At 70.8% G+C, this 18,241-nt stretch carries 21 protein-coding genes; 7 read left to right on the plus strand and 14 right to left on the minus strand.

Annotated elements, in window-relative coordinates; all coding sequences use genetic code 11:
* Positions 1 to 109 precede the first annotated feature (109 nt).
* The 6 genes from ACZ5CZ_RS26370 to ACZ5CZ_RS26395 form a co-directional block, all read right to left on the minus strand.
* The gene (locus ACZ5CZ_RS26370; protein ID WP_468946530.1) at positions 110 to 1,297 is read right to left on the minus strand and encodes a methyltransferase domain-containing protein; all 1,188 of its coding nucleotides are present in this window, start codon (positions 1,295 to 1,297) and stop codon (positions 110 to 112) included.
* 360 nt (positions 1,298 to 1,657) lie between these two features.
* Positions 1,658 to 2,506 carry a helix-turn-helix domain-containing protein gene (locus ACZ5CZ_RS26375; protein ID WP_385845659.1) on the minus strand — a complete coding sequence of 283 codons (849 nt, stop codon included), beginning with the start codon at positions 2,504 to 2,506 and terminating at the stop codon, positions 1,658 to 1,660.
* Positions 2,507 to 2,521: 15 nt separating this feature from the next.
* A complete protein-coding gene (locus ACZ5CZ_RS26380; RefSeq protein WP_385845661.1) occupies positions 2,522 to 3,052 on the minus strand; it encodes a DUF6879 family protein in 531 nt (176 codons plus the stop codon).
* Positions 3,021 to 3,287 (minus strand): hypothetical protein, encoded by a 267-nt coding sequence (locus ACZ5CZ_RS26385; protein ID WP_385845662.1) that lies wholly within the window; start codon positions 3,285 to 3,287, stop codon positions 3,021 to 3,023. The genes ACZ5CZ_RS26380 and ACZ5CZ_RS26385 overlap by 32 nt, the downstream gene beginning before the upstream one ends.
* Before the next feature lie 80 nt (positions 3,288 to 3,367).
* Positions 3,368 to 3,565: a DUF397 domain-containing protein gene (locus ACZ5CZ_RS26390; RefSeq protein ID WP_468946534.1), complete on the minus strand. Its 198-nt coding sequence runs from the start codon at positions 3,563 to 3,565 to the stop codon at positions 3,368 to 3,370.
* Positions 3,549 to 4,388, minus strand: coding sequence for a helix-turn-helix domain-containing protein (locus ACZ5CZ_RS26395; RefSeq protein ID WP_468946536.1), 840 nt, complete (start codon positions 4,386 to 4,388; stop codon positions 3,549 to 3,551). Before ACZ5CZ_RS26395 ends, ACZ5CZ_RS26390 begins: the two co-directional genes overlap by 17 nt.
* A 115-nt stretch (positions 4,389 to 4,503) precedes the next feature.
* Here ACZ5CZ_RS26395 and ACZ5CZ_RS26400 point away from each other — a divergent pair, with 115 nt between their 5' ends.
* The 4 genes from ACZ5CZ_RS26400 to ACZ5CZ_RS26415 all read left to right on the plus strand — a co-directional run bounded on the left by ACZ5CZ_RS26400 (position 4,504) and on the right by ACZ5CZ_RS26415 (position 7,817).
* The gene (locus ACZ5CZ_RS26400) at positions 4,504 to 4,734 is read left to right on the plus strand and encodes a hypothetical protein (RefSeq protein WP_468946538.1); all 231 of its coding nucleotides are present in this window, start codon (positions 4,504 to 4,506) and stop codon (positions 4,732 to 4,734) included.
* The gene (locus tag ACZ5CZ_RS26405) at positions 4,731 to 4,952 is read left to right on the plus strand and encodes a hypothetical protein (protein WP_468946540.1); all 222 of its coding nucleotides are present in this window, start codon (positions 4,731 to 4,733) and stop codon (positions 4,950 to 4,952) included. The genes ACZ5CZ_RS26400 and ACZ5CZ_RS26405 overlap by 4 nt, the downstream gene beginning before the upstream one ends.
* A 131-nt stretch (positions 4,953 to 5,083) precedes the next feature.
* On the plus strand, positions 5,084 to 6,205 hold the full coding sequence (locus ACZ5CZ_RS26410; RefSeq protein ID WP_468946542.1) for an NADH:flavin oxidoreductase: 1,122 nt from the start codon (positions 5,084 to 5,086) through the stop codon (positions 6,203 to 6,205).
* A 76-nt stretch (positions 6,206 to 6,281) separates the two neighbouring features.
* The gene (locus tag ACZ5CZ_RS26415) at positions 6,282 to 7,817 is read left to right on the plus strand and encodes a carboxylesterase/lipase family protein (RefSeq protein WP_385845671.1); all 1,536 of its coding nucleotides are present in this window, start codon (positions 6,282 to 6,284) and stop codon (positions 7,815 to 7,817) included.
* 52 nt (positions 7,818 to 7,869) lie between these two features.
* Here the strand turns inward: ACZ5CZ_RS26415 and ACZ5CZ_RS26420 are convergent, their stop codons facing one another.
* A complete protein-coding gene (locus ACZ5CZ_RS26420) occupies positions 7,870 to 8,439 on the minus strand; it encodes a hypothetical protein (RefSeq protein WP_385845672.1) in 570 nt (189 codons plus the stop codon).
* Between the two features lie 13 nt (positions 8,440 to 8,452).
* A complete protein-coding gene (locus ACZ5CZ_RS26425) occupies positions 8,453 to 9,115 on the minus strand; it encodes a TetR/AcrR family transcriptional regulator (RefSeq protein WP_385845674.1) in 663 nt (220 codons plus the stop codon).
* 126 nt (positions 9,116 to 9,241) lie between these two features.
* Here ACZ5CZ_RS26425 and ACZ5CZ_RS26430 point away from each other — a divergent pair, with 126 nt between their 5' ends.
* Positions 9,242 to 10,831, plus strand: a complete 1,590-nt coding sequence (locus tag ACZ5CZ_RS26430; RefSeq protein ID WP_468946545.1) for an MDR family MFS transporter — start codon at positions 9,242 to 9,244, stop codon at positions 10,829 to 10,831.
* Positions 10,832 to 11,066: 235 nt separating this feature from the next.
* Here the strand turns inward: ACZ5CZ_RS26430 and ACZ5CZ_RS26435 are convergent, their stop codons facing one another.
* Entirely contained in the window at positions 11,067 to 11,828 is a 762-nt protein-coding gene (locus ACZ5CZ_RS26435; protein ID WP_385845677.1) for an SDR family oxidoreductase, read from the minus strand.
* A gap of 134 nt (positions 11,829 to 11,962) precedes the next feature.
* Between ACZ5CZ_RS26435 and ACZ5CZ_RS26440 the strand changes: the two genes are divergently transcribed.
* Positions 11,963 to 12,553 (plus strand): TetR/AcrR family transcriptional regulator, encoded by a 591-nt coding sequence (locus ACZ5CZ_RS26440; protein ID WP_385845678.1) that lies wholly within the window; start codon positions 11,963 to 11,965, stop codon positions 12,551 to 12,553.
* Positions 12,554 to 12,572: 19 nt separating this feature from the next.
* On the opposite strand, the gene cseC is transcribed toward ACZ5CZ_RS26440, so the two are convergent.
* The 5 genes from cseC to ACZ5CZ_RS26465 all read right to left on the minus strand — a co-directional run bounded on the left by cseC (position 12,573) and on the right by ACZ5CZ_RS26465 (position 17,039).
* Entirely contained in the window at positions 12,573 to 13,916 is a 1,344-nt protein-coding gene (cseC, locus tag ACZ5CZ_RS26445; RefSeq protein ID WP_385845680.1) for a two-component system sensor histidine kinase CseC, read from the minus strand.
* An 11-nt stretch (positions 13,917 to 13,927) separates the two neighbouring features.
* On the minus strand, positions 13,928 to 14,632 hold the full coding sequence (gene cseB, locus ACZ5CZ_RS26450; protein ID WP_467548236.1) for a two-component system response regulator CseB: 705 nt from the start codon (positions 14,630 to 14,632) through the stop codon (positions 13,928 to 13,930).
* Between the two features lie 77 nt (positions 14,633 to 14,709).
* Positions 14,710 to 15,363: a hypothetical protein gene (locus tag ACZ5CZ_RS26455; RefSeq protein ID WP_385845683.1), complete on the minus strand. Its 654-nt coding sequence runs from the start codon at positions 15,361 to 15,363 to the stop codon at positions 14,710 to 14,712.
* Positions 15,351 to 15,890, minus strand: coding sequence for a SigE family RNA polymerase sigma factor (locus ACZ5CZ_RS26460; protein WP_385845684.1), 540 nt, complete (start codon positions 15,888 to 15,890; stop codon positions 15,351 to 15,353). Before ACZ5CZ_RS26460 ends, ACZ5CZ_RS26455 begins: the two co-directional genes overlap by 13 nt.
* Before the next feature lie 273 nt (positions 15,891 to 16,163).
* Positions 16,164 to 17,039 (minus strand): HhH-GPD family protein, encoded by an 876-nt coding sequence (locus ACZ5CZ_RS26465; protein ID WP_385845685.1) that lies wholly within the window; start codon positions 17,037 to 17,039, stop codon positions 16,164 to 16,166.
* 179 nt (positions 17,040 to 17,218) lie between these two features.
* Here ACZ5CZ_RS26465 and ACZ5CZ_RS26470 point away from each other — a divergent pair, with 179 nt between their 5' ends.
* Positions 17,219 to 18,055 (plus strand): hypothetical protein, encoded by an 837-nt coding sequence (locus tag ACZ5CZ_RS26470; protein WP_468946553.1) that lies wholly within the window; start codon positions 17,219 to 17,221, stop codon positions 18,053 to 18,055.
* Positions 18,056 to 18,241: the final 186 nt, after the last annotated feature.

Raw genomic sequence — 18,241 nt, forward strand, 5'->3', positions numbered from 1 at the left:
ATCTCGTTGGTCAGGCCCCCGCCGGTGTTGTGAGCACTGGGCGGGGGCTGTTCGTTATGCGGGCACGCTAGAGCCTCGTGACTGTCCGTCGCAACTCGGTCGCGACAAGTCAACTCTCAGGGTGGGTGGGTGGGTTGAACCCACCACCCGTTCCCTGCAAAGAGGGCTCGAAGCTGGCGGCTTGAGCTTCGGGGGTGCCGGTGGTGACGACATGGTCGGGCTGGTCCAACCACACCTGCTGACCGTCCGGGGTGACGGTGAGGCCGAAGTGGTCGCGTGGTGGGCGGCCCTGCTCCTCCCACCACCGGTAGGCGGTCTCCACCTCGTCCCACAGACGGCGAGGGCCGTACTGCTCGACCTCGTACGTCTCGTGGCCGGGGACGTACTCCACGGTGGCCCATGACGTCCGGTCGTCCGCGAGAATCCAGAAGGTGGCCTCGTCGGAGCCGTCGTCGGCGTGGTGGAGCCGGGGGAAGGCGTCGCGGACACGGGTCCCTACGGCGAACAGCGCATCCGCGTCGCCGTCGATGTGCCGGGGGTCGAGCCGGGTCGCGGACTTCTCGCCCTGCTCGTCGTGGTAGACGTCCGCGATGGCCGCCGTACGCCCTCGGTGGCCGCGCGCCCACATGAAGGCGGGGTATCCCGAGAAGCGGCCCGACGCGACCCCGTCTCCTCCCACGTCCAGGGTGACGAACGAGTAGGAATGGAAGGAGCCGCCCCACGGCGTGACGATCCGGCCGCCGGGTGCCTGCTCGACCCACGCGTACGGCACTTCGCGCACCGTGCAGGTGCAGATGACGCGGTCCAGGGGTGCATGCTCCGGGAAGCCGGCCATGCCGTCGCCCGTGATCACCGTGACGGGCAGGCCGGCCGCCTTGAGGTTGGCGCGGGCCTGTTCCGCGACCACCGGGTCGTACTCGATGGTGACCACGTTCTCCACGCCCAGCCGATGGGCCAGCCAGGCCGCGTTCAGGCCGGTACCTGCGCCCACCTCCCCGACGCGGTGGCCGTCGCGGACGTCGAGGAGCGACAGCATCTCCAACATGATCGACGGCATGGAGCTGGACGAGGTGGGCGTACCCGGGCCGTCCTGCTCGCCGTCGTCGGTCTGGGTGACGACAGGGACGTCCCCGTACGCCCTGCGCGCCCACCGGACGGGGTCGGTGGCCTTGGAGACGCCCTCGAACACCTCGGGCAGGAACAGGCCCCGGTCCACGGCGGCGACCGCCTTGCGCCAGTCTTCCGGCAGGGTTCCCTTGTTGGTCAGGATCTCTACGAGCCGCTGCTGCGAGGTCACGCGCCCCTCACTTCTTGGGCGGGATCGGCTTGTTCCACTGGCCGTCCGACTCCTTCGGCGACTGCTTCTTGTCACCGTCCGAACCGCCCTTGCCGTCTCCGTGCTTGCCCATGGTGGTCCTCCTTCAGGTCGTGTCGGTTGCTGGTCCATCGGTCCGTCGGTCTACCGGTCCGCCGGCCGGGGGCCGGACGGCCTCGGCGCCGGAGGCGGGGGCGGGGGCGGGGGCTGTTTCGGCATGCGGGGGTCTCCCCTCCGGGAGGGGCCTGGGTAAGTTCCCGGCGACTGCGACGAGCGTAGGAAGGGCCCGCGTTCTACTGCCAGGAAATTGCGCCTAATTGCGGATCTGCGGCCCTGTCGTCGTCAACTCAGGACCGTCACGGCGCGGTTGATGAGAAGGCGGGCATGGTCGCCGTAGACGGCCATGTGGCGAAGGGTGCGGAACGCCCTCGCGTAGTCGGCGACCTCGCGAGGCTGCCGGACGTTGACCTCCGCCGTCAGGGTCTCCACCACCACGTGCGCGTCGCCGTAGAGGTAGAACGCCTCCAGCGGCCACATGGCGCGCTGGGCAGTGGATGGAATGATCCCGAGAGAGACGGACGGCAGCGACATGACGTCCAGAAGGTGCCGCAGCTGAGCGGCCATCGTCTCCACGTCACCGATGCGGTAGCGCAGGACGCACTCCTCCATCAGGACGACGAAGCGATGGCCGCCCTCGTACAGGAAGCGGGAGCGGGCGACGCGGGCGGCGACCGCCTCGGAGACGTCGTTGGGAGTGCCCTGGAAGTCGGTGATGGTCTCCATCAGCGCCGTCGCGTACGCGGGGGTCTGAAAAAACCCGGGGACGACGTTGGAGACGTAGACGCGGCACAGCTGTGCCTGTTCATGGAGGCGATAGAAGTCCTCCTGGACTTTGCGCATGCCGTCGCGCTGGAGCCTTCGCCACTCCACGTACATCGAGTCGACCGCGCGAGCGGTGGCGATGAGGTCGGCCACCTGGTCTTCGGCCCCGCAGGCGGCGCACCAGGCGCGGATATCCGCGTCCGAGGGCGCGGTCTCACCCTTTTGGATGCGGGTGGTCTTCGCAGGGTGCCAGCCGCAGCGGGCGGAGAGTTCCTTTCCGCTGAGGCCGGCGTCCTTGCGTAGGTGCACCAGGCGTACCGCGAGCGCTTCGCGGGCCGCCTGGGCGCTCGATGACGGTGATGCGGGCATGGCGGGCGCTGCGGGTCAGACGGTGTACTTCTCGTGCGGGATGGCGCGCTCCCACACGGTCTCGAACGCGTCGGCGACCATCTTCACGACGCCGGGTTCCTCGGTGAACTCGTGTCCCGCCCAGTCGCCGTCTCCGGTGAACCAGTGGAACATCACCCGGCGGCCGTCGATCAGCCAGAGATCATTTCCGGGCAGTGCGATGTCCGAGGCCATGCGCCGGGGGAGCCAGCGGACCAGCTCCCCCGCCGCCACGTTCACGACCGTGCCCGCGTGCTCGAAGCGGATGTAGTCGGTCACCGGCTCGGAGACGATCCGGGCACGCCGCATCACGACACCCCGGGCGACCGTCTCCCGTACCAGCGGCACCCAGCCCGACCAGTCGGCGGACTCCGGGTCGTTGTCCGGGTGGACTCCCGTACGGCAGAACTCGGCGAAGTCTTCGGCCTCGTCACCGACGGCGTAGACGTCGCGCATCTCCAGGTGCACGGCGGAGTGCCGGGCGGACCGCAGCAGTTCAGCGAAGTCCGGCACGTCGCTCGGCGACATCGCACGCCTCCCTCAAGATCGGCACCATCCGGGCGGGGATGCGGATCACCGTCTCGTGGGCGGGAATGCCCTTGTCGTGACCGGTGACCCACTCCGTGCCGCTGATGAGTGCCTGCAATGCCTCTTCGGCCTTGACGCCCTGAAGCACCAGGTCCGCTGTCTCCTCCTCGACCCAGACCGTCGGCGAGCCGCCGCCCTGTGTGTTGGGGTCGATTCCGACGAACTCTAGGTTCATGGTCCCCTCCTACGCCAAGCGGTTGCGGTTTCTTGCGCCTGACGCTCCCGAAGGCGGGAGGGGCCGTCAAGGGGGCGTTTTCAGTTCCGGGGAGGCTTGAGGTGATCGACGAACGCGGACCAGGCCTCGGCCCGGAACACGAGCTTCGGGCCGAGGGGGGCGGTCTTCGAGTCGCGGACCGGGATGAGGTGGGGCTCGCCGTCGGCTACTTCGAGGCAGTTGTTGCCGCCAGCGCTGTACGTCGACTTGCGCCAGCTCAGTTCAGGGGTGTTCCTCATGGGCGTAATCCTCCGCCAACGCCTCAACCAGAGCCAGGGACTTCTCCGGAGAGAGTGCGGAGGCCACGAGAAGGTCGTACACGAACCTCAGCTGGGTGACGGTAGCCGGATCGTCCTCCAGCCGCCCGCTGCGCACTCCCTCGAAGTAGACCAGCGGAGGAGCATCCGCGAAGTCCATCAGCTTCAGTGCACCCTGCATCGCCGCGTGCCCGCCCGCACTGAACGGCAGCACCTGCATGATGATTCGGTTCCGACGGGCCAGGCCGGCGACATGGCGCAGGGCCTCTGCCATCACCGCCCGGCCACCGACCTGGCGATGCAGCGCCGCCTCGTCAAGCACTGCCCACAACAACGGGTCTGTTGGGTGTTCGAGTAGACGGATTCGCTCCATCCGACCCTCCACCCACTCCTCGATGGTCTTCTCGGGTGCCGTCGGGTCGTACGTGCGGTTCACGGCCCATGCGTACGAGGGTGTCTGGAGCAATCCAGGGATCAGGAGAGGTGTGTACTCCCTGATTGCCGTGGCGTGAGTCTCCGCCTCTGCCACTACCTCGAAGGGGGCCTCGTATTTTGACCTGGCCGCAGCCTTGCAGTTCCGGGTGAAGAAGCCGTCAGCCCCCAATTCCTGATCCAGCATCCGCGCGAAATCCGGCTGCATCCGCCGCGTCCCCGCCTCCAGCTGGCCGATGTACGACCCGCTCACGAACAGCCGTCGGCCCAGCTCCTCCTGACTCAGCCCCTTGCGCTCACGGGCGTGTCGTAACTCCGCCCCCAGCAGCGCGCGCGGTGACGACGACGGGTCGAGGTCCTTCGGTCCTGCCATGGCAACTCCCCGGTCTGACAGCAGAGATTGTTGGGACGCCGTCTCTGGCCAGGTTAGAGCCGCCCTTGCCACGCTGTGTGGTGAATCACCAACACAGCGTGGAGGAATTGGAACAGTGGAAGCCAAGGAGACTGCGGCCGAGGAGAGGCCCGCCCGGAATGTCGATGAAGCGGTGGAGCGGCTGCGGTCGGCGCTGCACGAGGTCGGGATCATCCTGCCGTCGCTGAGGGTCGACCCCGTGTCCGGACTGCATGGGCATCCGTACGCCCTGGTCGATCTCGGCCGGTGCAACATCGGTGTCGCCTCGAAGCTGGCTGCTGCCTTGCGGAAGGGGGCCGGGGCGTGAGCAGGGGGCTCGCGTACGGCGTCGATCTGCGGGACGGGCGGGTCGGGGAGGTCATGGGGCGGGTCGGTGGGCGGGTGCAGTTGCGGCCCGTCGGCGGGGGCCGGGAGTGGGACTGTCCGCCCGAGTTCCTCGGGGCCGCCGCGCCGGAGGCGGTGTTGCGGGAGCGGGTGCGGCGGCTGAACCGGGACGCCCGGCTCTGGGCGCCGAACGCCGGATGAGTGTGTTACGGGTCACCGGTGGGCGAAGGCGGTTGCGGAATGCGGGGTGACGGGTGAATCGTTGATTCAGGTGGTGCAACAATGCGCATGCACATACCACTCGGTAGAGTCACTTCACCTGGAGCCCCCCAGTGACCGTCACGCCCTCCGCCTCCCGCGCGGCCAAGATCCTCTCGCGTCCGATCGAGCTGAACGGCCTCACCGTTCCGAACCGGATCGTGATGGCCCCCATGACCCGCATGTTCTCCCCGGGCGGCATCCCGGGTGAGGACGTCCGCTCGTACTACGCCCGCCGCGCGGCCGCCGGTGTCGGTCTGATCGTCACCGAGGGCACCTACGTGGGCCACGAGTCGGCGGGCCAGAGCAACCGCATCCCCCGCTTCCACGGCGAGGAGCAGCTGGCGGGCTGGGCGCAGGTCGCCGAGGACGTGCACAAGGCGGGCGGCACCATCGTCCCGCAGCTGTGGCACATCGGAACCGTCCGCAACCAGGGTCAGAACCCCTACCCGGACGCCCCCTCCATCGGCCCCTCCGGTCTGCGCATCGACGGCACCGCCGACGCCAAGGAGATGACCCAGGCCGACATCGACGCCGTGATCGAGGCCTTCGCCCAGGCCGCCGCCGACGCCCAGCGCATCGGCTTCGACGGCGTGGAGCTGCACGGCGCCCACGGCTACCTGCTCGACCAGTTCCTGTGGGCGGGCACCAACCGCCGTACCGACGCCTACGGCGGCGACCCGGTCGCGCGCACCAAGTTCTCGGCGGAGATCGTGGCGGCGGTCCGCGCGGCCGTCACCCCGGACTTCCCGATCATCTTCCGCTACTCGCAGTGGAAGCAGGAGGCCTACGACGCCCGGCTCGCCGAGACCCCGCAGGAGCTGGAGTCCATCCTGGCCCCGCTGGCCGACGCCGGTGTCGACGTCTTCCACGCCTCCACCCGCCGCTACTGGCTGCCGGAGTTCGACGGCTCGGACCTGAACCTGGCCGGCTGGACCAAGAAGCTCACCGGCAAGCAGGTCATCACCGTCGGCTCGGTCGGCCTCGACGGCGACTTCATCAACGCCTTCCAGGGTGAGGGCTCCCCGGTCAAGGGCATCGACAACCTGCTCGACCGGCTGGAGGCCGAGGAGTTCGACATGGTCGCCGTCGGCCGTGCGCTGCTCCAGGACCCGGAGTGGGCGGCCAAGGTGCTCGCCGACCGCTACGACGAGCTGAAGCCGTACGACGCGGCCGCGCTCCAGTCGCTCAGCTGACCGTCCAACCGGCCTTCCGGGCCGGGCACTTGTGATCGTCGCCGTGCGTTCCCCGGAAGAGACGTGAGGAGCGAGCATGACGACGAGCGAGTCACCGGCCCCGGACATCGACGGGCCCGTGGTGCGTACCGCCGCCGGTGCGGTGCGCGGACTGCGCGAGCAGGGACTGTCGGTGTTCCGGGGCATTCCGTTCGCCGCGCCGCCGGTCGGCGAGGCGCGGTTCCAGGCGCCCCGGCCCGCCCGGCCCTGGGACGGGGTGCGAGCGGCCGTCGCCTTCGGGCCGCCGCCCCCGCAGGAGCCGGGCATCATCAGCCGCGCGGACCAGTCCGCAGGCCTCGGCGACGACTGGCTGACCCTGAACGTGTGGACGCCCGACCCGGACCCGCAGGCGGCCCGCCCGGTCGTGGTCTGGATCCACGGCGGGGCCTACCGGGTGGGCCACGGCGGGCAGGCCGGTTACGACGCCCAGCACATAGCCCGCGAGGGCGACGCGGTGCTCGTCACCCTCAACTACCGCGTCGGCATGGAGGGTTTCGCGCTCTGGGAGGGCGCCCCGGCCAACCGTGGACTGCTGGACCAGATCGCGGCCCTGGAGTGGGTCCAGGAGAACATCGCGGCCTTCGGCGGAGACCCGTCCCAGGTCACCGTGGCCGGCGAGTCGGCCGGTGCGGGCTCCATCGCCGCCCTGATGGTGATGGAGCGGGCGCGCGGCCTGTTCCGCCGGGCGGTCGCCCAGAGCGTCCCCGGCCCCTTCTTCTCGGTCGATCTCGCCCGGGACATCGCGGCCGCCCTGGCGGCGGAGGCCGGGCACCGGCCCACGGTGGCCGACCTGGCCGCGACCGACCCCCGGCAGCTCACCGACGCCGGACCGGCGCTGAGCGCCAAAATGACCGAGTACACCGACCGTTGGGGCCAGGCGGCGCCCACGGCCACCCCCTTCGGCCCGGTCGTCGACGGCGACATCCTGCCCGCCGGGCCCTGGCAGGCGCTCGCCTCCGGCGCGGCGCGCGAGATCGAGCTGCTGGTCGGCCACAACCGCGACGAGTTCCGGCTGTTCCAGTTCCTCGCCGGGAGACTCGGCACGATCACCGAGGAGCAGGCCGCGCAGACCCTGCGGCTCTACGCGCCGGGCGGGGAAGCGACGTACCGGGAGGCCTTCCCCGGTGCCTCGGCCGGGGAACTCTTCGAACGCGTCGAGACGGACTGGCTGTTCGCGATGCCGAGCCTGCGGCTGGCCGAGGCCCACCGGGCGGGCGGCGGCCGGGCACATGTCTACGAGCTGACCTGGGCGGCCCCAGGCAACGGCGGCATCCTCGGCGCCTGCCACGGCCTGGACGTCCCGCTGCTGTTCGGCACCTTCGCAGCGGACCTCGGCGGCCTGCTGTTCCCCGACGGCGTGCCGACCCCGGAGGCGGAGCGGCTCGGCGCCTTCATGCGCCGCGCCTGGACCGGATTCGCTCGCACGGGTGACCCCGGCTGGCCGGAGTACGACTCCGAGTCCCGCCTCGTACAGATCCTGGACGCGGAGCCGAAGGTGGCGCCGTACCCGGAGGAGGCGAGCCGGCGCATCTGGGAGGGGTACGAGTTCCCGCCGCTGCCCCTGATCGGTTAGCGGTGATCGGCCGCGCGGGTCAGAGGTTGCCCATCGGCGATCGACCGGGGGGTCAGAGGTTGCCCATGGGTTCGATGTCCACCCGGACGGGGGTGCCCCAGACCCGCAGCACCTCGTAGTCGGTGAACTCGTGCACCAGCCGGTACGCCATCGCGGGCCGGGAGGAGCGCCGCTGGGCGGCGAGATAGGCCTCGGCCTCCTGCCGGTCCCGGCGCGGGGTCCCGCACAGCTGCCACTCCTGGCCGTTCCACAGCTCCGGCAGCCAGCGCTGCTGGGGCTGCGGGCGGTCGTCCCGGACGCCGTACCGGGAGGGCGCGGTGGGCACGGGCGCGGGACCGGGGCGTCCGCCCTGGTACTCCGCGCGCCGGGCGGCCCGGCGCCGGGTCTCGCAGAGCAGGCACAGGTCCGGGGCGCTCTCGTCCACCGGGCCCTGCGGATGCTCGGGGCACCGGGTGCTGGGCGCGCTGCCGCCGATGCCGTCGTCCAGCAGGTCGAGCGCGCGCCGCAGATCGGCGCGCAGCTCGCGCAGCCGGTCGTCCGGGGTGGTGGGGGTCAGGGCCTCCCCGTGCTCCCCGAGCACCCGCAGGGCCCGCCCGAGGGCGCTGAACTGGGCGTGGTTCATGGCCGTTCCCTCGTCAGTCGTTCTGCCGGTCGTGCTGGTCGCTGTGCTGGTCGGGCTGGTCGCCGTACTGGTGGGGCTCGTCGGGCTTGCGGGTGCCCTCGTGCGCCTGGGTCACCAGGTCCAGGGAGACCTCCAGGACCGCCTGGCGCCGGGTCTCGGGGTTGCCCACCAGGTCCTGCATCAGGAACATGCCGGCGTGCAGCGTGAAGATCGCGCTGACACAGCGGACCTGCTCCACCAGGGGCGCGTCCGGATCCGCGAAGATGTCCCGCAGGTCGCGCATCCGGTCCTTGAAGGTCTCGCCGATGCGCAGTTCCCGTACCGTCGCCTGGTTCTCCTGCATGAAGCGGAAGAGCGGTTCGGCGCCGACCAGGGTCTCGCTGTAGCGACGGATGATCTCGTGCTTGGTCTCCAGCGTGCGTGGCTGGCTGCGGGCCCACGCGATGAGATCCTCGATCGGTTTCGTCAGATCCTCGAAGAGGCTGACGATGATCTCTTCCTTCGTCTTGAAGTGGTAGTACAGGGCCGCCTTCGTGACGTCGAGGTGCTCGGCGATCTCGCGCAGAGAGGTCTTCTCGTAGCCCTGCTCCGCGAAGAGTTCGAGTGCCACGTCCTGGATGCGCTGGCGGGTGTTGCCGCGGCGCTGCTGCTTGGTGCCGTCCATGGTGACGCCCATCCTCGTACTCCTCGCGCTCCCGCCGAAACTTACTTGACGCCCGGCTAGTGACAGGGCTACCTTCCCAGTGTAGTGAACTAGCCGGGCGGCAAGTAAGTAGAAGCCGCAGGGGGAGTGGGAAGAACGATGGCGGACACGGTAGAAAGCGTCCCCGAGGGCAAACAGCCCAGAAGTGTGCGCGTGGTGCTGCTCGCGCTCATGATCGCGATGATGCTCGCCATGCTGGACAACATGATCGTGGGTACGGCCATGCCCACGATCGTCGGCGAGCTGGGTGGCCTGGAGCACCTGTCCTGGGTGGTCACCGGTTACACCCTGGCCACCGCCGCCTGCACCCCGATCTGGGGCAAGGTCGGCGACATGTACGGGCGCAAGGGCGCCTTCCTCGGCTCGATCGTGATCTTCCTGATCGGGTCGGCGCTGAGCGGTATGGCCCAGGACATGGGCCAGCTGATCGGTTTCCGGGCCGTGCAGGGCCTCGGTGCCGGCGGTCTGATGGTCGGCGTCATGGCGATCATCGGCGACCTCATCCCGCCGCGTGAGCGGGGCAAATACCAGGGCATGATGGCCGGCGTCATGGCGCTGGCGATGATCGGCGGCCCGCTGGTCGGCGGCACCATCACCGACAACTGGGGCTGGCGCTGGGCCTTCTACATCAACCTGCCGCTCGGCGCGGTCGCGCTCGCGCTGGTCACCGCCGTGCTGCACCTGCCGAAGAAGCGGGCCAAGGCGGGCATCGACTACTTCGGCGTCCTGCTGCTGACCGTCGGCATCACCTCGATCGTCCTGGTCACCACCTGGGGCGGCAGCGAGTACGCCTGGACGTCGGCCCGGATCATGGAGCTGATCGCCCTCGGCGTGGTCGCGCTCATCGGGTTCGTGATCTGGCAGATGCACGCCGCCGAGCCGGTGCTCCCGCTGCACATCTTCAAGAGCCGCAACTTCAGCCTGATGTCCTTCATCGGCTTCGTCACCGGCTTCGTGATGTTCGGCGCGACCCTCTACCTGCCGCTGTACCAGCAGTCCGTGCAGGGTGCTTCGGCGACCAACTCGGGTCTGCTGCTCCTGCCGATGCTCGGCGCGATGCTGGTGACCTCGATCGTCGCCGGGCGGGTCACCACCAACAGCGGGCGCTACAAGGCCTTCCCGATCGTCGGTGGTGCGCTGATGATCGTCGGCCTGTACCTGCTGTCGCTGATGGACACCGGTACGACCCGGCTGACCTCCGGCCTCTACATGGCCGTCCTCGGTCTCGGCATGGGCTGCCTGATGCAGATCACCATGCTGGTGGCGCAGAACAGCGTCGAGATGAAGGACATGGGCGTCGCGTCCTCCTCCACCACCCTGTTCCGTACGCTCGGCTCCTCCTTCGGTGTGGCCATCATGGGCGCCCTGTTCAACAACCGGGTCCAGCACGAGATGGCGACGCGGGCCGGTGCGGTGGGGCGGCACATGACCGAGAAGTCGGCCGCGCTGGACGCGAAGAGCCTGGCGAAGCTGCCGCCGCTGGTGCGGGAGGCGTACCAGCACGCGGTGTCCTCCGGTACGCACGCGGCGTTCCTGCTGGGTGCGGCGATCGCGGTGACGGTGCTGGTCGCGGCGCTGTTCGTGAAGGAGGTGCCGCTCAAGGGCAGCGGCCCGCAGAAGCAGGGTCCTGCGGAGGGCGGCGAGGATGGCGAGGATGTGGCGCCGATGCAGGTGATCGAGGCGGTGTGAGGTTCGGCTGCGCCTGAGCCTGCGCTTGCGCTGAGCTTGCGTTGAGTTGAAGACCCCGGTGGGTGTCCGCCCCGGGGTCTTCTTCTGTTTCCGGTGGGATGAGGGTGGGGGAGGGGGTGGGGTGTGGGTCGCCGTCGCCGGGTGCGGCTGAGTGGTGGGTTGCTCGCGCCCACGCGGCGGAGCCGCATATCAGACACAGCCCCGCGCCCCTGAGGGCGCCGCTGTTCGGGTGCCGTCAGCGGCCCGTTGCCAAGGTGGCGCCGCCTGTTGCCTCCAGTACCACCCCGGTCACGAAGCTGTTCGCGGCGAACATGTGGATCGCGCGGGCGATGTCCTCCGGGCGGCCGACGCGGCCCACCGGGGTGACCGCCGCCAGGCCGTCGAAGAGGGCCTCGCGCTGGTCGGCCGGCACCCGGTCCCACCAGGGCGTGTCGATGACGCCCGGCGAGACGGCGTTGATCCTCAGCGGGGCCAGCTCGACGGCGAGCGGCGGGACCAGCGCTTCCAGGGCGCCGTTGATCGCGGCGAGGCCGGCGGTGCCGGGCAGGGCGGCGCGGGCGGAGGCGGCGGTCACCAGGGTCACCGAGCCGTCGCGGCGCAGCACGGGCAGCGCGGCCTGGAGCACCTGGACATGCGGCCAGAACTTGCCGTCGAAACCGGCCGCCAGCTCGGTGAGGTCCAGTTCGGCGAAGGGGCCGCTGCCCTTGCTGCCGCTGAGCGCGAGGACGAGATGGTCCACCGCGCCGAAGTCGGCGAAGAACGCGTCCACGGCGGCGCGGTCGGCGGCGTCCAGCCGGTGGGCCGAGACCTTGCTGCCGTGCGCGCCGAGGCGGGCCGCCGCGCCGTCGAGACGGTCCTGGTCGCGGCCGGTGATGACCACCTCGGCGCCGTCCGCCGCGAAGAAGGCCGCGGTTGCCTCGCCGACACCCGAGCTGCCGCCCATGACGACGACGCGCTGTCCGGCGATCGGGTTCGCAGAAGTGTGAGTGGTGCTCATGAGTGGCTGGTCTCCCCGTGTCCGCACCGGGTCCCGGCCTGTTGCCGAGAACGTCGGTCTCGTTAAAGTGTTACCGAGACCGGTAGTCTCGTCAAGGGGGTTCGGGAACGCCGGAAGCCGGAGAGGACACACACGTGCAGGAAAGTCAGGACCCGAGGGAGCCCCGCCCGCACACCGGGCGACGGCGCAACGAGGCGGCGCGCCGGGCCATCCTCGACACCGCGCTGGAGCTGCTCGCCGACGCCGACGGGGCACCGGTGACGGTGGAGACGATCGCGCGGGCCGCCGGGGTGGGCAAGCAGACGCTGTACCGGTGGTGGCCGTCGAAGGGGGCGGTGCTGCTGGAGGCGCTGAACGAGCGCGCCGTACAGGACGTGCCGACGCCGGACACCGGGCACCTGCGGGAGGACCTGCGGGCGTTGGCGGCGGCCACCTTCGAGGCGGCGCAGCGGTCACCGTCCGGACCGGCGCTGCGCACCCTCGTCCGCGAGGCGGCCCGGGACCCGCACCTGGCGGAGCTGATCGCCACGTTCACCGAGTCGCGCCGGACCGCCGTACGCGAGGTGCTGCTGCGCGGCCGGGAGCGCGGTGAACTGCCCGCAAGCCGGGACGTGGACCTTCTGGTCGACCAGTTCTACGGCTTCTTCTGGTACCGCTTCCTGCTGGGCCACGGGCCCCTGGACGACGCCACGGCCCGGAAGCTGGCCGACTCTCTGGTGGGGTGAGACGGGGCCGGGCGCCGGGTCAGCCCGGCAGCATCTGGTAGCTGCCCGTGTTGGTCGGGGCGTGTTCCGGGAGCCAGAGGACGGCTACCGCGCCCTCGGACGGGATGTGCGCGGGGGCGCCGACCGGGCGGACGTTGCGGAAGGTGAGGCGGGCGCCGAGGACCCTGGCCTGGCCGGCCGCGATGGTCAGGCCCAGCCCGTGTCCCTGCCCGGCGCGGTCCATGCTGCCGGTGCGGAAGCGGCTCGGGCCCTCGGCGAGCAGTTCCTCCGGGAAGCCGGGGCCGTGGTCGCGGACCCGGATGACCCGCCCCTCGACGGTCACCTCGATCGGCGGACGGCCGTGCCGCCGGGCGTTGGCGAGCAGGTTGAACAGCACCCGCTCCAGCCGCCGCGGGTCGGTGGTGACCTCCGACTCGTGCACCACCCGCACGGTGACGTCCGGGTCCTTCGCCGCCACCCGGCGGGCCACGAACTCGCCCAGCAGGATGTCCTGCAACTCGGCCCGCTCGGAGGCGCCGTCCAGCCGGGCGACCTCCAGCACGTCCTCGACCAGCGTCCGCATGGCCTTGGCGCGGTCCAGGACCAGTTCCGTGGGACGGCCGGGGGGCAGGAGTTCGGCGGCCGTCAGCAGCCCGGTCACCGGGGTGCGCAGCTCGTGCGCGATATCGGCGGTGACCCGGCGCTCCGCCTCCAGCCGCTGCCGCAGCGCGTCCGCCATCGCGTCCACCGCGAGCGCCAGATCGTCGGTCTCGTCCCGTACGACCCCGCCGATGGCCTCCTGGACCCGTACGTCGATCTCGCCCTTGGCCACCTGGTGCGCGGCGGCCGCGGCCTTGCGCAGCCGCCCGGAGAACTGGCCCCCTATCAGCACGCCCAGCGCGCTGCCGCCCAGCACGACCGCGACGGAGCCGATCACCAGCGCCTGGTCGAGGTCGTTCAGCACGTTGACGGAACGGTTCGGGAACTGGCTGTGCAGGGAGAGCACATGCCCGTCCTGCGCGGGCACGGCCGCCCAGATCTGCGGCGGTCCGCCGCCGTGGTCGGAGACGTCACTGACCTGGCGGCCGTCCGCGACCTTCTCGCGCAGGGCCGCCGGCAGCCGGCGGTCGTCGATCTTTATGTCGGGGAAGTTCGTCCGCCGGTACCGCTCGTAGTAGCCCAGGGCGAGCCGCACCCGCTCGTTGGCCAGGTCGCGCGCGTTGTCCAGCATCGAGACCCGGGCCGCGTTGTGCACGACCAGGCTCAGCGTGATCGCGACCAGCCCGGCCACCAGCGCGATCGCCGCGCTGAGCTTCCACTTGAGCCCGGTCCGCAGGCCCGCGCGCTCCATGCGCCGCACCGGTCGCCGAAGGAGCCCCCGCATCTTCGCCACGCTCAGGCCTTCAACTTGTAGCCGAAGCCGCGGACCGTCTCGATCCGGTCCTGGCCGATCTTCTGGCGCAGCCGCTGCACATGCACGTCGACGACCCGGGTGTCCCCGCCCCACCCGTAGTCCCACACGCGCTCCAGCAGCTTGTCGCGGGAGAGGACGGTGCCCGGCGCGGAGGAGAACTCCAGCAGCAGCCGCATCTCGGTCGGGGTGAGCGCCACCGGCTGCCCGGCGCGCCGCACCTCCATGCCCTCGGTGTCGATCTCCAGGTCGCCGAAGGTCAGCGGGGAGCCGCTGACCGAAGAGGCGGAGTCCTCCTGCTGCGCGGCGCCGCCGGCGTGCCCGAAGCGGCGCAGCACCGCGCGGATCCGGGCGACCAGTACGGCGCCGTCGAACGGCTTGGTCACATAGTCGTCGGCGCCGGCCTCCAGGCCGAGGACGACGTCGATGGAGTCGGCACGCGCCGACAGCATGATCACCGGCACGGTCGACTCGTCCCGGATACGACGGCACAGGCTGACGCCGTCCAGTCCCGGGACCATGACGTCGAGCAGCGCGATGTCGGGGCGGTTGGCCCGGAACGCCTCCAGGCCCGACAGTCCGTCGGGCATGGCGGTGACCGCGAAGCCGTCCCGCTCCAGGGCGAGCTGGGTGGCCTCACGGATGACGTCGTCGTCCTCGACGAACAGGACGTGTGTCTGGTCTGCCATCCGGTGCTCTCAGTCCTCGTGATGTGCGCTGCGTGCCGTGGTGAACGGGGTGCCGGGTGTCCGGGGTGCCCGCCGGTTCAGCTGTCCGGTGCGGGGGTCGCGCCCTCGCCTGCCGACTTGCTGTACTCGTTGCGGGTGATCTTGCCCTGGACGAACTGCCCCGCCCTCCACTTATACGGGATCACGAACTCTCCGGACGGGCTCGAGATGGGGTCGCCCTTCTCGTAGTACTGCTTGGTCACCGACAGCACGCCCTGGTCGATCTCGGCGTAGACCGGGGACTCCTCGTTCTTGAAGACGTTCCGGAAGGTCCCGCGCGTGTCCCGGTACACATACGCCCCGACACCGACCGCGTCGGCGCAGGTCAGCACGTTGATGACGACGTCGTCCACGGTGGCGTCGGTGAGATCGCCGTACGAGACGTCGACCGGGTACTCGTCACCGCTGCACGGCTTCAGCTCCCGCTTCACCGTCGCCGAGACGGCGGGGTCGCTCTTGAGCAGCGCCACGGGGTCCACCCGCCGGTAGCGGTCGGACGGGCTCGGCGCCGGGGAGGCGACCGCTCCGGCCATCGCCGACGCATGTGCCGGGCCCTCGTCCCGGGCGCCGGTGCCACCGGAGCCGCACCCGGCGACCAAAAGCCCGAGGGCGGCGAGCGCGGACCCCACCGCGATCACCGCCTGAGTATTGCCCAGGGTCTCGTCGGACCCGGCCCCGGTCAGGCCGCGCAACGCTCCCGCTCCTCACGCTCCAGCGCACGTGCGTCCAGGTCGCGTGCCTCCAGCTCCTCGCGGAGCCGGGCGAGCGCCCGGTGCAGCGTGCTCTTGACCGTACCGGCCGACATGCCGAGGGCGGCGGCCGTCTCCTCCGTGGACATCTGCTCCCAGTGTCGCAGCACCACGACGCTCCGCTGCTTCGGAGCGAGAACTTTCATGACATCCATCAGCAGGGCCCGGTCGGCGTGCTGCTCGGTGGCGTCGTCCACGCAGGCGTCCGGCAGCTGCTCGGTCGGAACCTCTTCCAGCTTGCGCGAACGCCACCACTCGGTACGGGTGTTGATCATGACGCGGCGGAGGTAGGCGTCGGCCAGCCGCTTGTCGGCGATGCCCTCCCAGCGGCCGTACGTCCGCACGAGCGCCGTCTGGAGCAGGTCCTGTGCGTCGACGGGGTCCGGAACCAGCCGGCGTGCACTGCGCAGCAGCGCGTCCTGCCGGGTACGGACGTACTCCTCGAATTCGAGCACCTCGCCCTGCGCCATGATCAACCGCCTCCGTTCCCCGTTCACTTCGGCATCCGCCTGAAGTACCGCTTGTCCCCGTGCCCGGTGGTCCGCCGGGCACGGAGAAGAAGTTACGGACCGGTTGTCACGGCGCTGTGCGCACCAGCCTGCGGCTAGCAATCGGCTATCCGTCGGTTGTGTAACGGAAAGCGGAACGGGGTAAAGGAGGTGGTTGATATGTCCCTTTATCGGGCACTTTGTCGGCCGGATGGCTTCGTAACAAGGGCCTTCAGGCCCCGACTTGGCTGTGTGTCAGCTGAGCGGCAGCCGATACAGACCGCCCGCCAGCGGCTCCACCAGACCGTCCGTCACCAGCCCGTCGAGGGCGCGCGCCCGCTGCACCGGCTCGTGCCACACCCGGTCCAGCACCGCCTGCGGCACCGGCGCGTGCGCCTCGCGCAGCACGGCGAGCAGCTTCCCGCGCACCTGCCGGTCCGTACCGGCGTACGTCTGCCCCCGCCGCGGCGGACCGTCGTGCTCCGGCTTGCCCGCGAGCCGCCAGGCGCACTGGGCGGCGATCGGACACCGCGGACAGCCCTCGTTCTTCGCCGTGCACACCAGCGCGCCCAGCTCCATCGAGGCCGCGGCCCAGCGCGCCGCCGTCGCCTCGTCCTCCGGCAGCAGCTCGCGCGCCAGCCGCCGCTCGGCCGCCGTGGTCGCGTTCGGCGGGTACTGCACCCCCGTCACCGCCCGCGCCAGCACCCGGCGCACATTGGTGTCCAGCACCGCGTGCCGCTGCCCGTACGCGAACGACGCCACCGCGGCCGCCGTGTACTCGCCGATGCCGGGCAGCGCCAGCAGCTGCGCGTGATCCGTCGGTACGTCCCCGCCGTGCCGTTCCGTTATGGCGACCGCGGCTCCGTGCAGCCGCAGCGCGCGGCGCGGATAGCCGAGCCGGCCCCAGGCCCGCACCGCCTCGCCCGGCGCCTCCTTCGCGAGGTCGGCGGGGCGCGGCCAGCGGGCCAGCCACTCCGTGTAGACGGGCAGCACCCGGTTGACGGGGGTCTGCTGGAGCATGAACTCGCTGACCATCACCCCCCACGGGCCCGCATCCGGGCGGCGCCAGGGGAGGTCGCGGGCGTGGGCGTCGAACCAGGCGATCACGGGGGCGTGCAGCTTCTCAGTCATGGCCTTCCGATCCTGCCACGGCTCGGCGGACATGATGCGTGACGGCGCGGTCACCGAGCGTGCCCGGAAGTGAAGAACCGTGCCCGCAGCGGCAGTTGCCGGGATGATGATCCGGAAAAGTTGTGACTCCCGCGGCGGGTGTCGCAAGCACGCGCGCCGATCTCTCGTACAGTTTGCGCGTGGGATCTCTGCGCAATCCGGTCGGGCCGCTTCCCTCCTCCATCTACTGGCGTCGGAGGGCCGTCATGCTGTCGGTGGTCGCCGTGCTGGCGCTGCTGATCGCGTGGATGGTCACCGCCGGTGGCGGCGGGGGCGGCAAGAAGGACGACGGCGCGTCCAACGGCAAGAATCCCGCGCACACCATCACCCCCGGCCCCTCCTCGTCCGGCCCCGCGATCAGCCAACACCCGGGCGGGCGCGACGAGTCGAGCGGCGGGGACAGCGGCTCCGGCGGCGGTGGATCGGGCGGTCCGGCCGACGGTACGTCCGCGGGCTCCGCGGGCGGTTCCGGTGGTGGCTCCGGCAGCGGTTCCGGTGGCGGCGGTTCGGCCTCCGGCTCCTCCGGCGCCGGCGCCGTCGGTACGGGCGATGCGCTTCCGGCCTCCTCCGACCTGCCCGACTGCACCGCCGGTGCGGTCTCGTTGAGCCTGCGCAGTCTGCGCAACTCCTACTCGCCGGACCAGACGCCGACCTTCGAACTCACCGCGAAGAACGGCTCGTCGGCCGACTGCAAGGTCGATCTCGGGCCGAAGAGCGCGGTGTTGACCATCACGGCGGCGGACGCGAGCAACCCGTTCTGGTCGTCGGCCGACTGCCCCGAGGGCTCGGGGAGTCTGCTGTTCCGGGTGGCGGCGGGCCAGAGCATCACCTACACGGTGAAGTGGGACCGGAGCGCGAGCGCGGCCCACTGTGCGACGCCCTCCGGGGGTTCGGCGAAGGCGGGTACGTACCTGCTGGAAGCGAAGAAGGCGGGCTTCGCCAAGCTGAGGGCTTCGTTCGTGCTGTCGGCTGACTGAGTCGACTAAGGGGCGGGGTGGCGCGGATCGTGGTCGGGTGCGGGTAATTGGGGGCCGTTCGCGCAGTTCCCCGCGCCCCCGAAGGGGCGCGGGGGAACTCGGGAAAAAGCCGGAAAGGGCCCCAACCGCCCAACCACACCAACCCCCCCCGAACCCACGGGCCCGAGGTCCAAAATAGAGATGACG

This window comes from Streptomyces sp. NPDC031418 (assembly GCF_055581605.1).

What these genes read in the sequence shown, in the direction of transcription:
- cseC (WP_385845680.1), bottom strand. Translation starts at nt 13,916, where the DNA reads ATGCGGGGGCTCCTTCGGCGACCGGTGCGGCGCATGGAGCGCGCGGGC.
- ACZ5CZ_RS26435 (WP_385845677.1), bottom strand. Translation starts at nt 11,828, where the DNA reads ATGAGCACCACTCACACTTCTGCGAACCCGATCGCCGGACAGCGCGTC.
- cseB (WP_467548236.1), bottom strand. Translation starts at nt 14,632, where the DNA reads ATGGCAGACCAGACACACGTCCTGTTCGTCGAGGACGACGACGTCATC.
- ACZ5CZ_RS26415 (WP_385845671.1), top strand. Translation starts at nt 6,282, where the DNA reads ATGACGACGAGCGAGTCACCGGCCCCGGACATCGACGGGCCCGTGGTG.
- ACZ5CZ_RS26395 (WP_468946536.1), bottom strand. Translation starts at nt 4,388, where the DNA reads ATGGCAGGACCGAAGGACCTCGACCCGTCGTCGTCACCGCGCGCGCTG.
- ACZ5CZ_RS26385 (WP_385845662.1), bottom strand. Translation starts at nt 3,287, where the DNA reads ATGAACCTAGAGTTCGTCGGAATCGACCCCAACACACAGGGCGGCGGC.
- ACZ5CZ_RS26425 (WP_385845674.1), bottom strand. Translation starts at nt 9,115, where the DNA reads ATGGGCGTCACCATGGACGGCACCAAGCAGCAGCGCCGCGGCAACACC.
- ACZ5CZ_RS26465 (WP_385845685.1), bottom strand. Translation starts at nt 17,039, where the DNA reads ATGACTGAGAAGCTGCACGCCCCCGTGATCGCCTGGTTCGACGCCCAC.
- ACZ5CZ_RS26460 (WP_385845684.1), bottom strand. Translation starts at nt 15,890, where the DNA reads ATGGCGCAGGGCGAGGTGCTCGAATTCGAGGAGTACGTCCGTACCCGG.
- ACZ5CZ_RS26380 (WP_385845661.1), bottom strand. Translation starts at nt 3,052, where the DNA reads ATGTCGCCGAGCGACGTGCCGGACTTCGCTGAACTGCTGCGGTCCGCC.
- ACZ5CZ_RS26420 (WP_385845672.1), bottom strand. Translation starts at nt 8,439, where the DNA reads ATGAACCACGCCCAGTTCAGCGCCCTCGGGCGGGCCCTGCGGGTGCTC.
- ACZ5CZ_RS26430 (WP_468946545.1), top strand. Translation starts at nt 9,242, where the DNA reads ATGGCGGACACGGTAGAAAGCGTCCCCGAGGGCAAACAGCCCAGAAGT.
- ACZ5CZ_RS26375 (WP_385845659.1), bottom strand. Translation starts at nt 2,506, where the DNA reads ATGCCCGCATCACCGTCATCGAGCGCCCAGGCGGCCCGCGAAGCGCTC.
- ACZ5CZ_RS26390 (WP_468946534.1), bottom strand. Translation starts at nt 3,565, where the DNA reads ATGAGGAACACCCCTGAACTGAGCTGGCGCAAGTCGACGTACAGCGCT.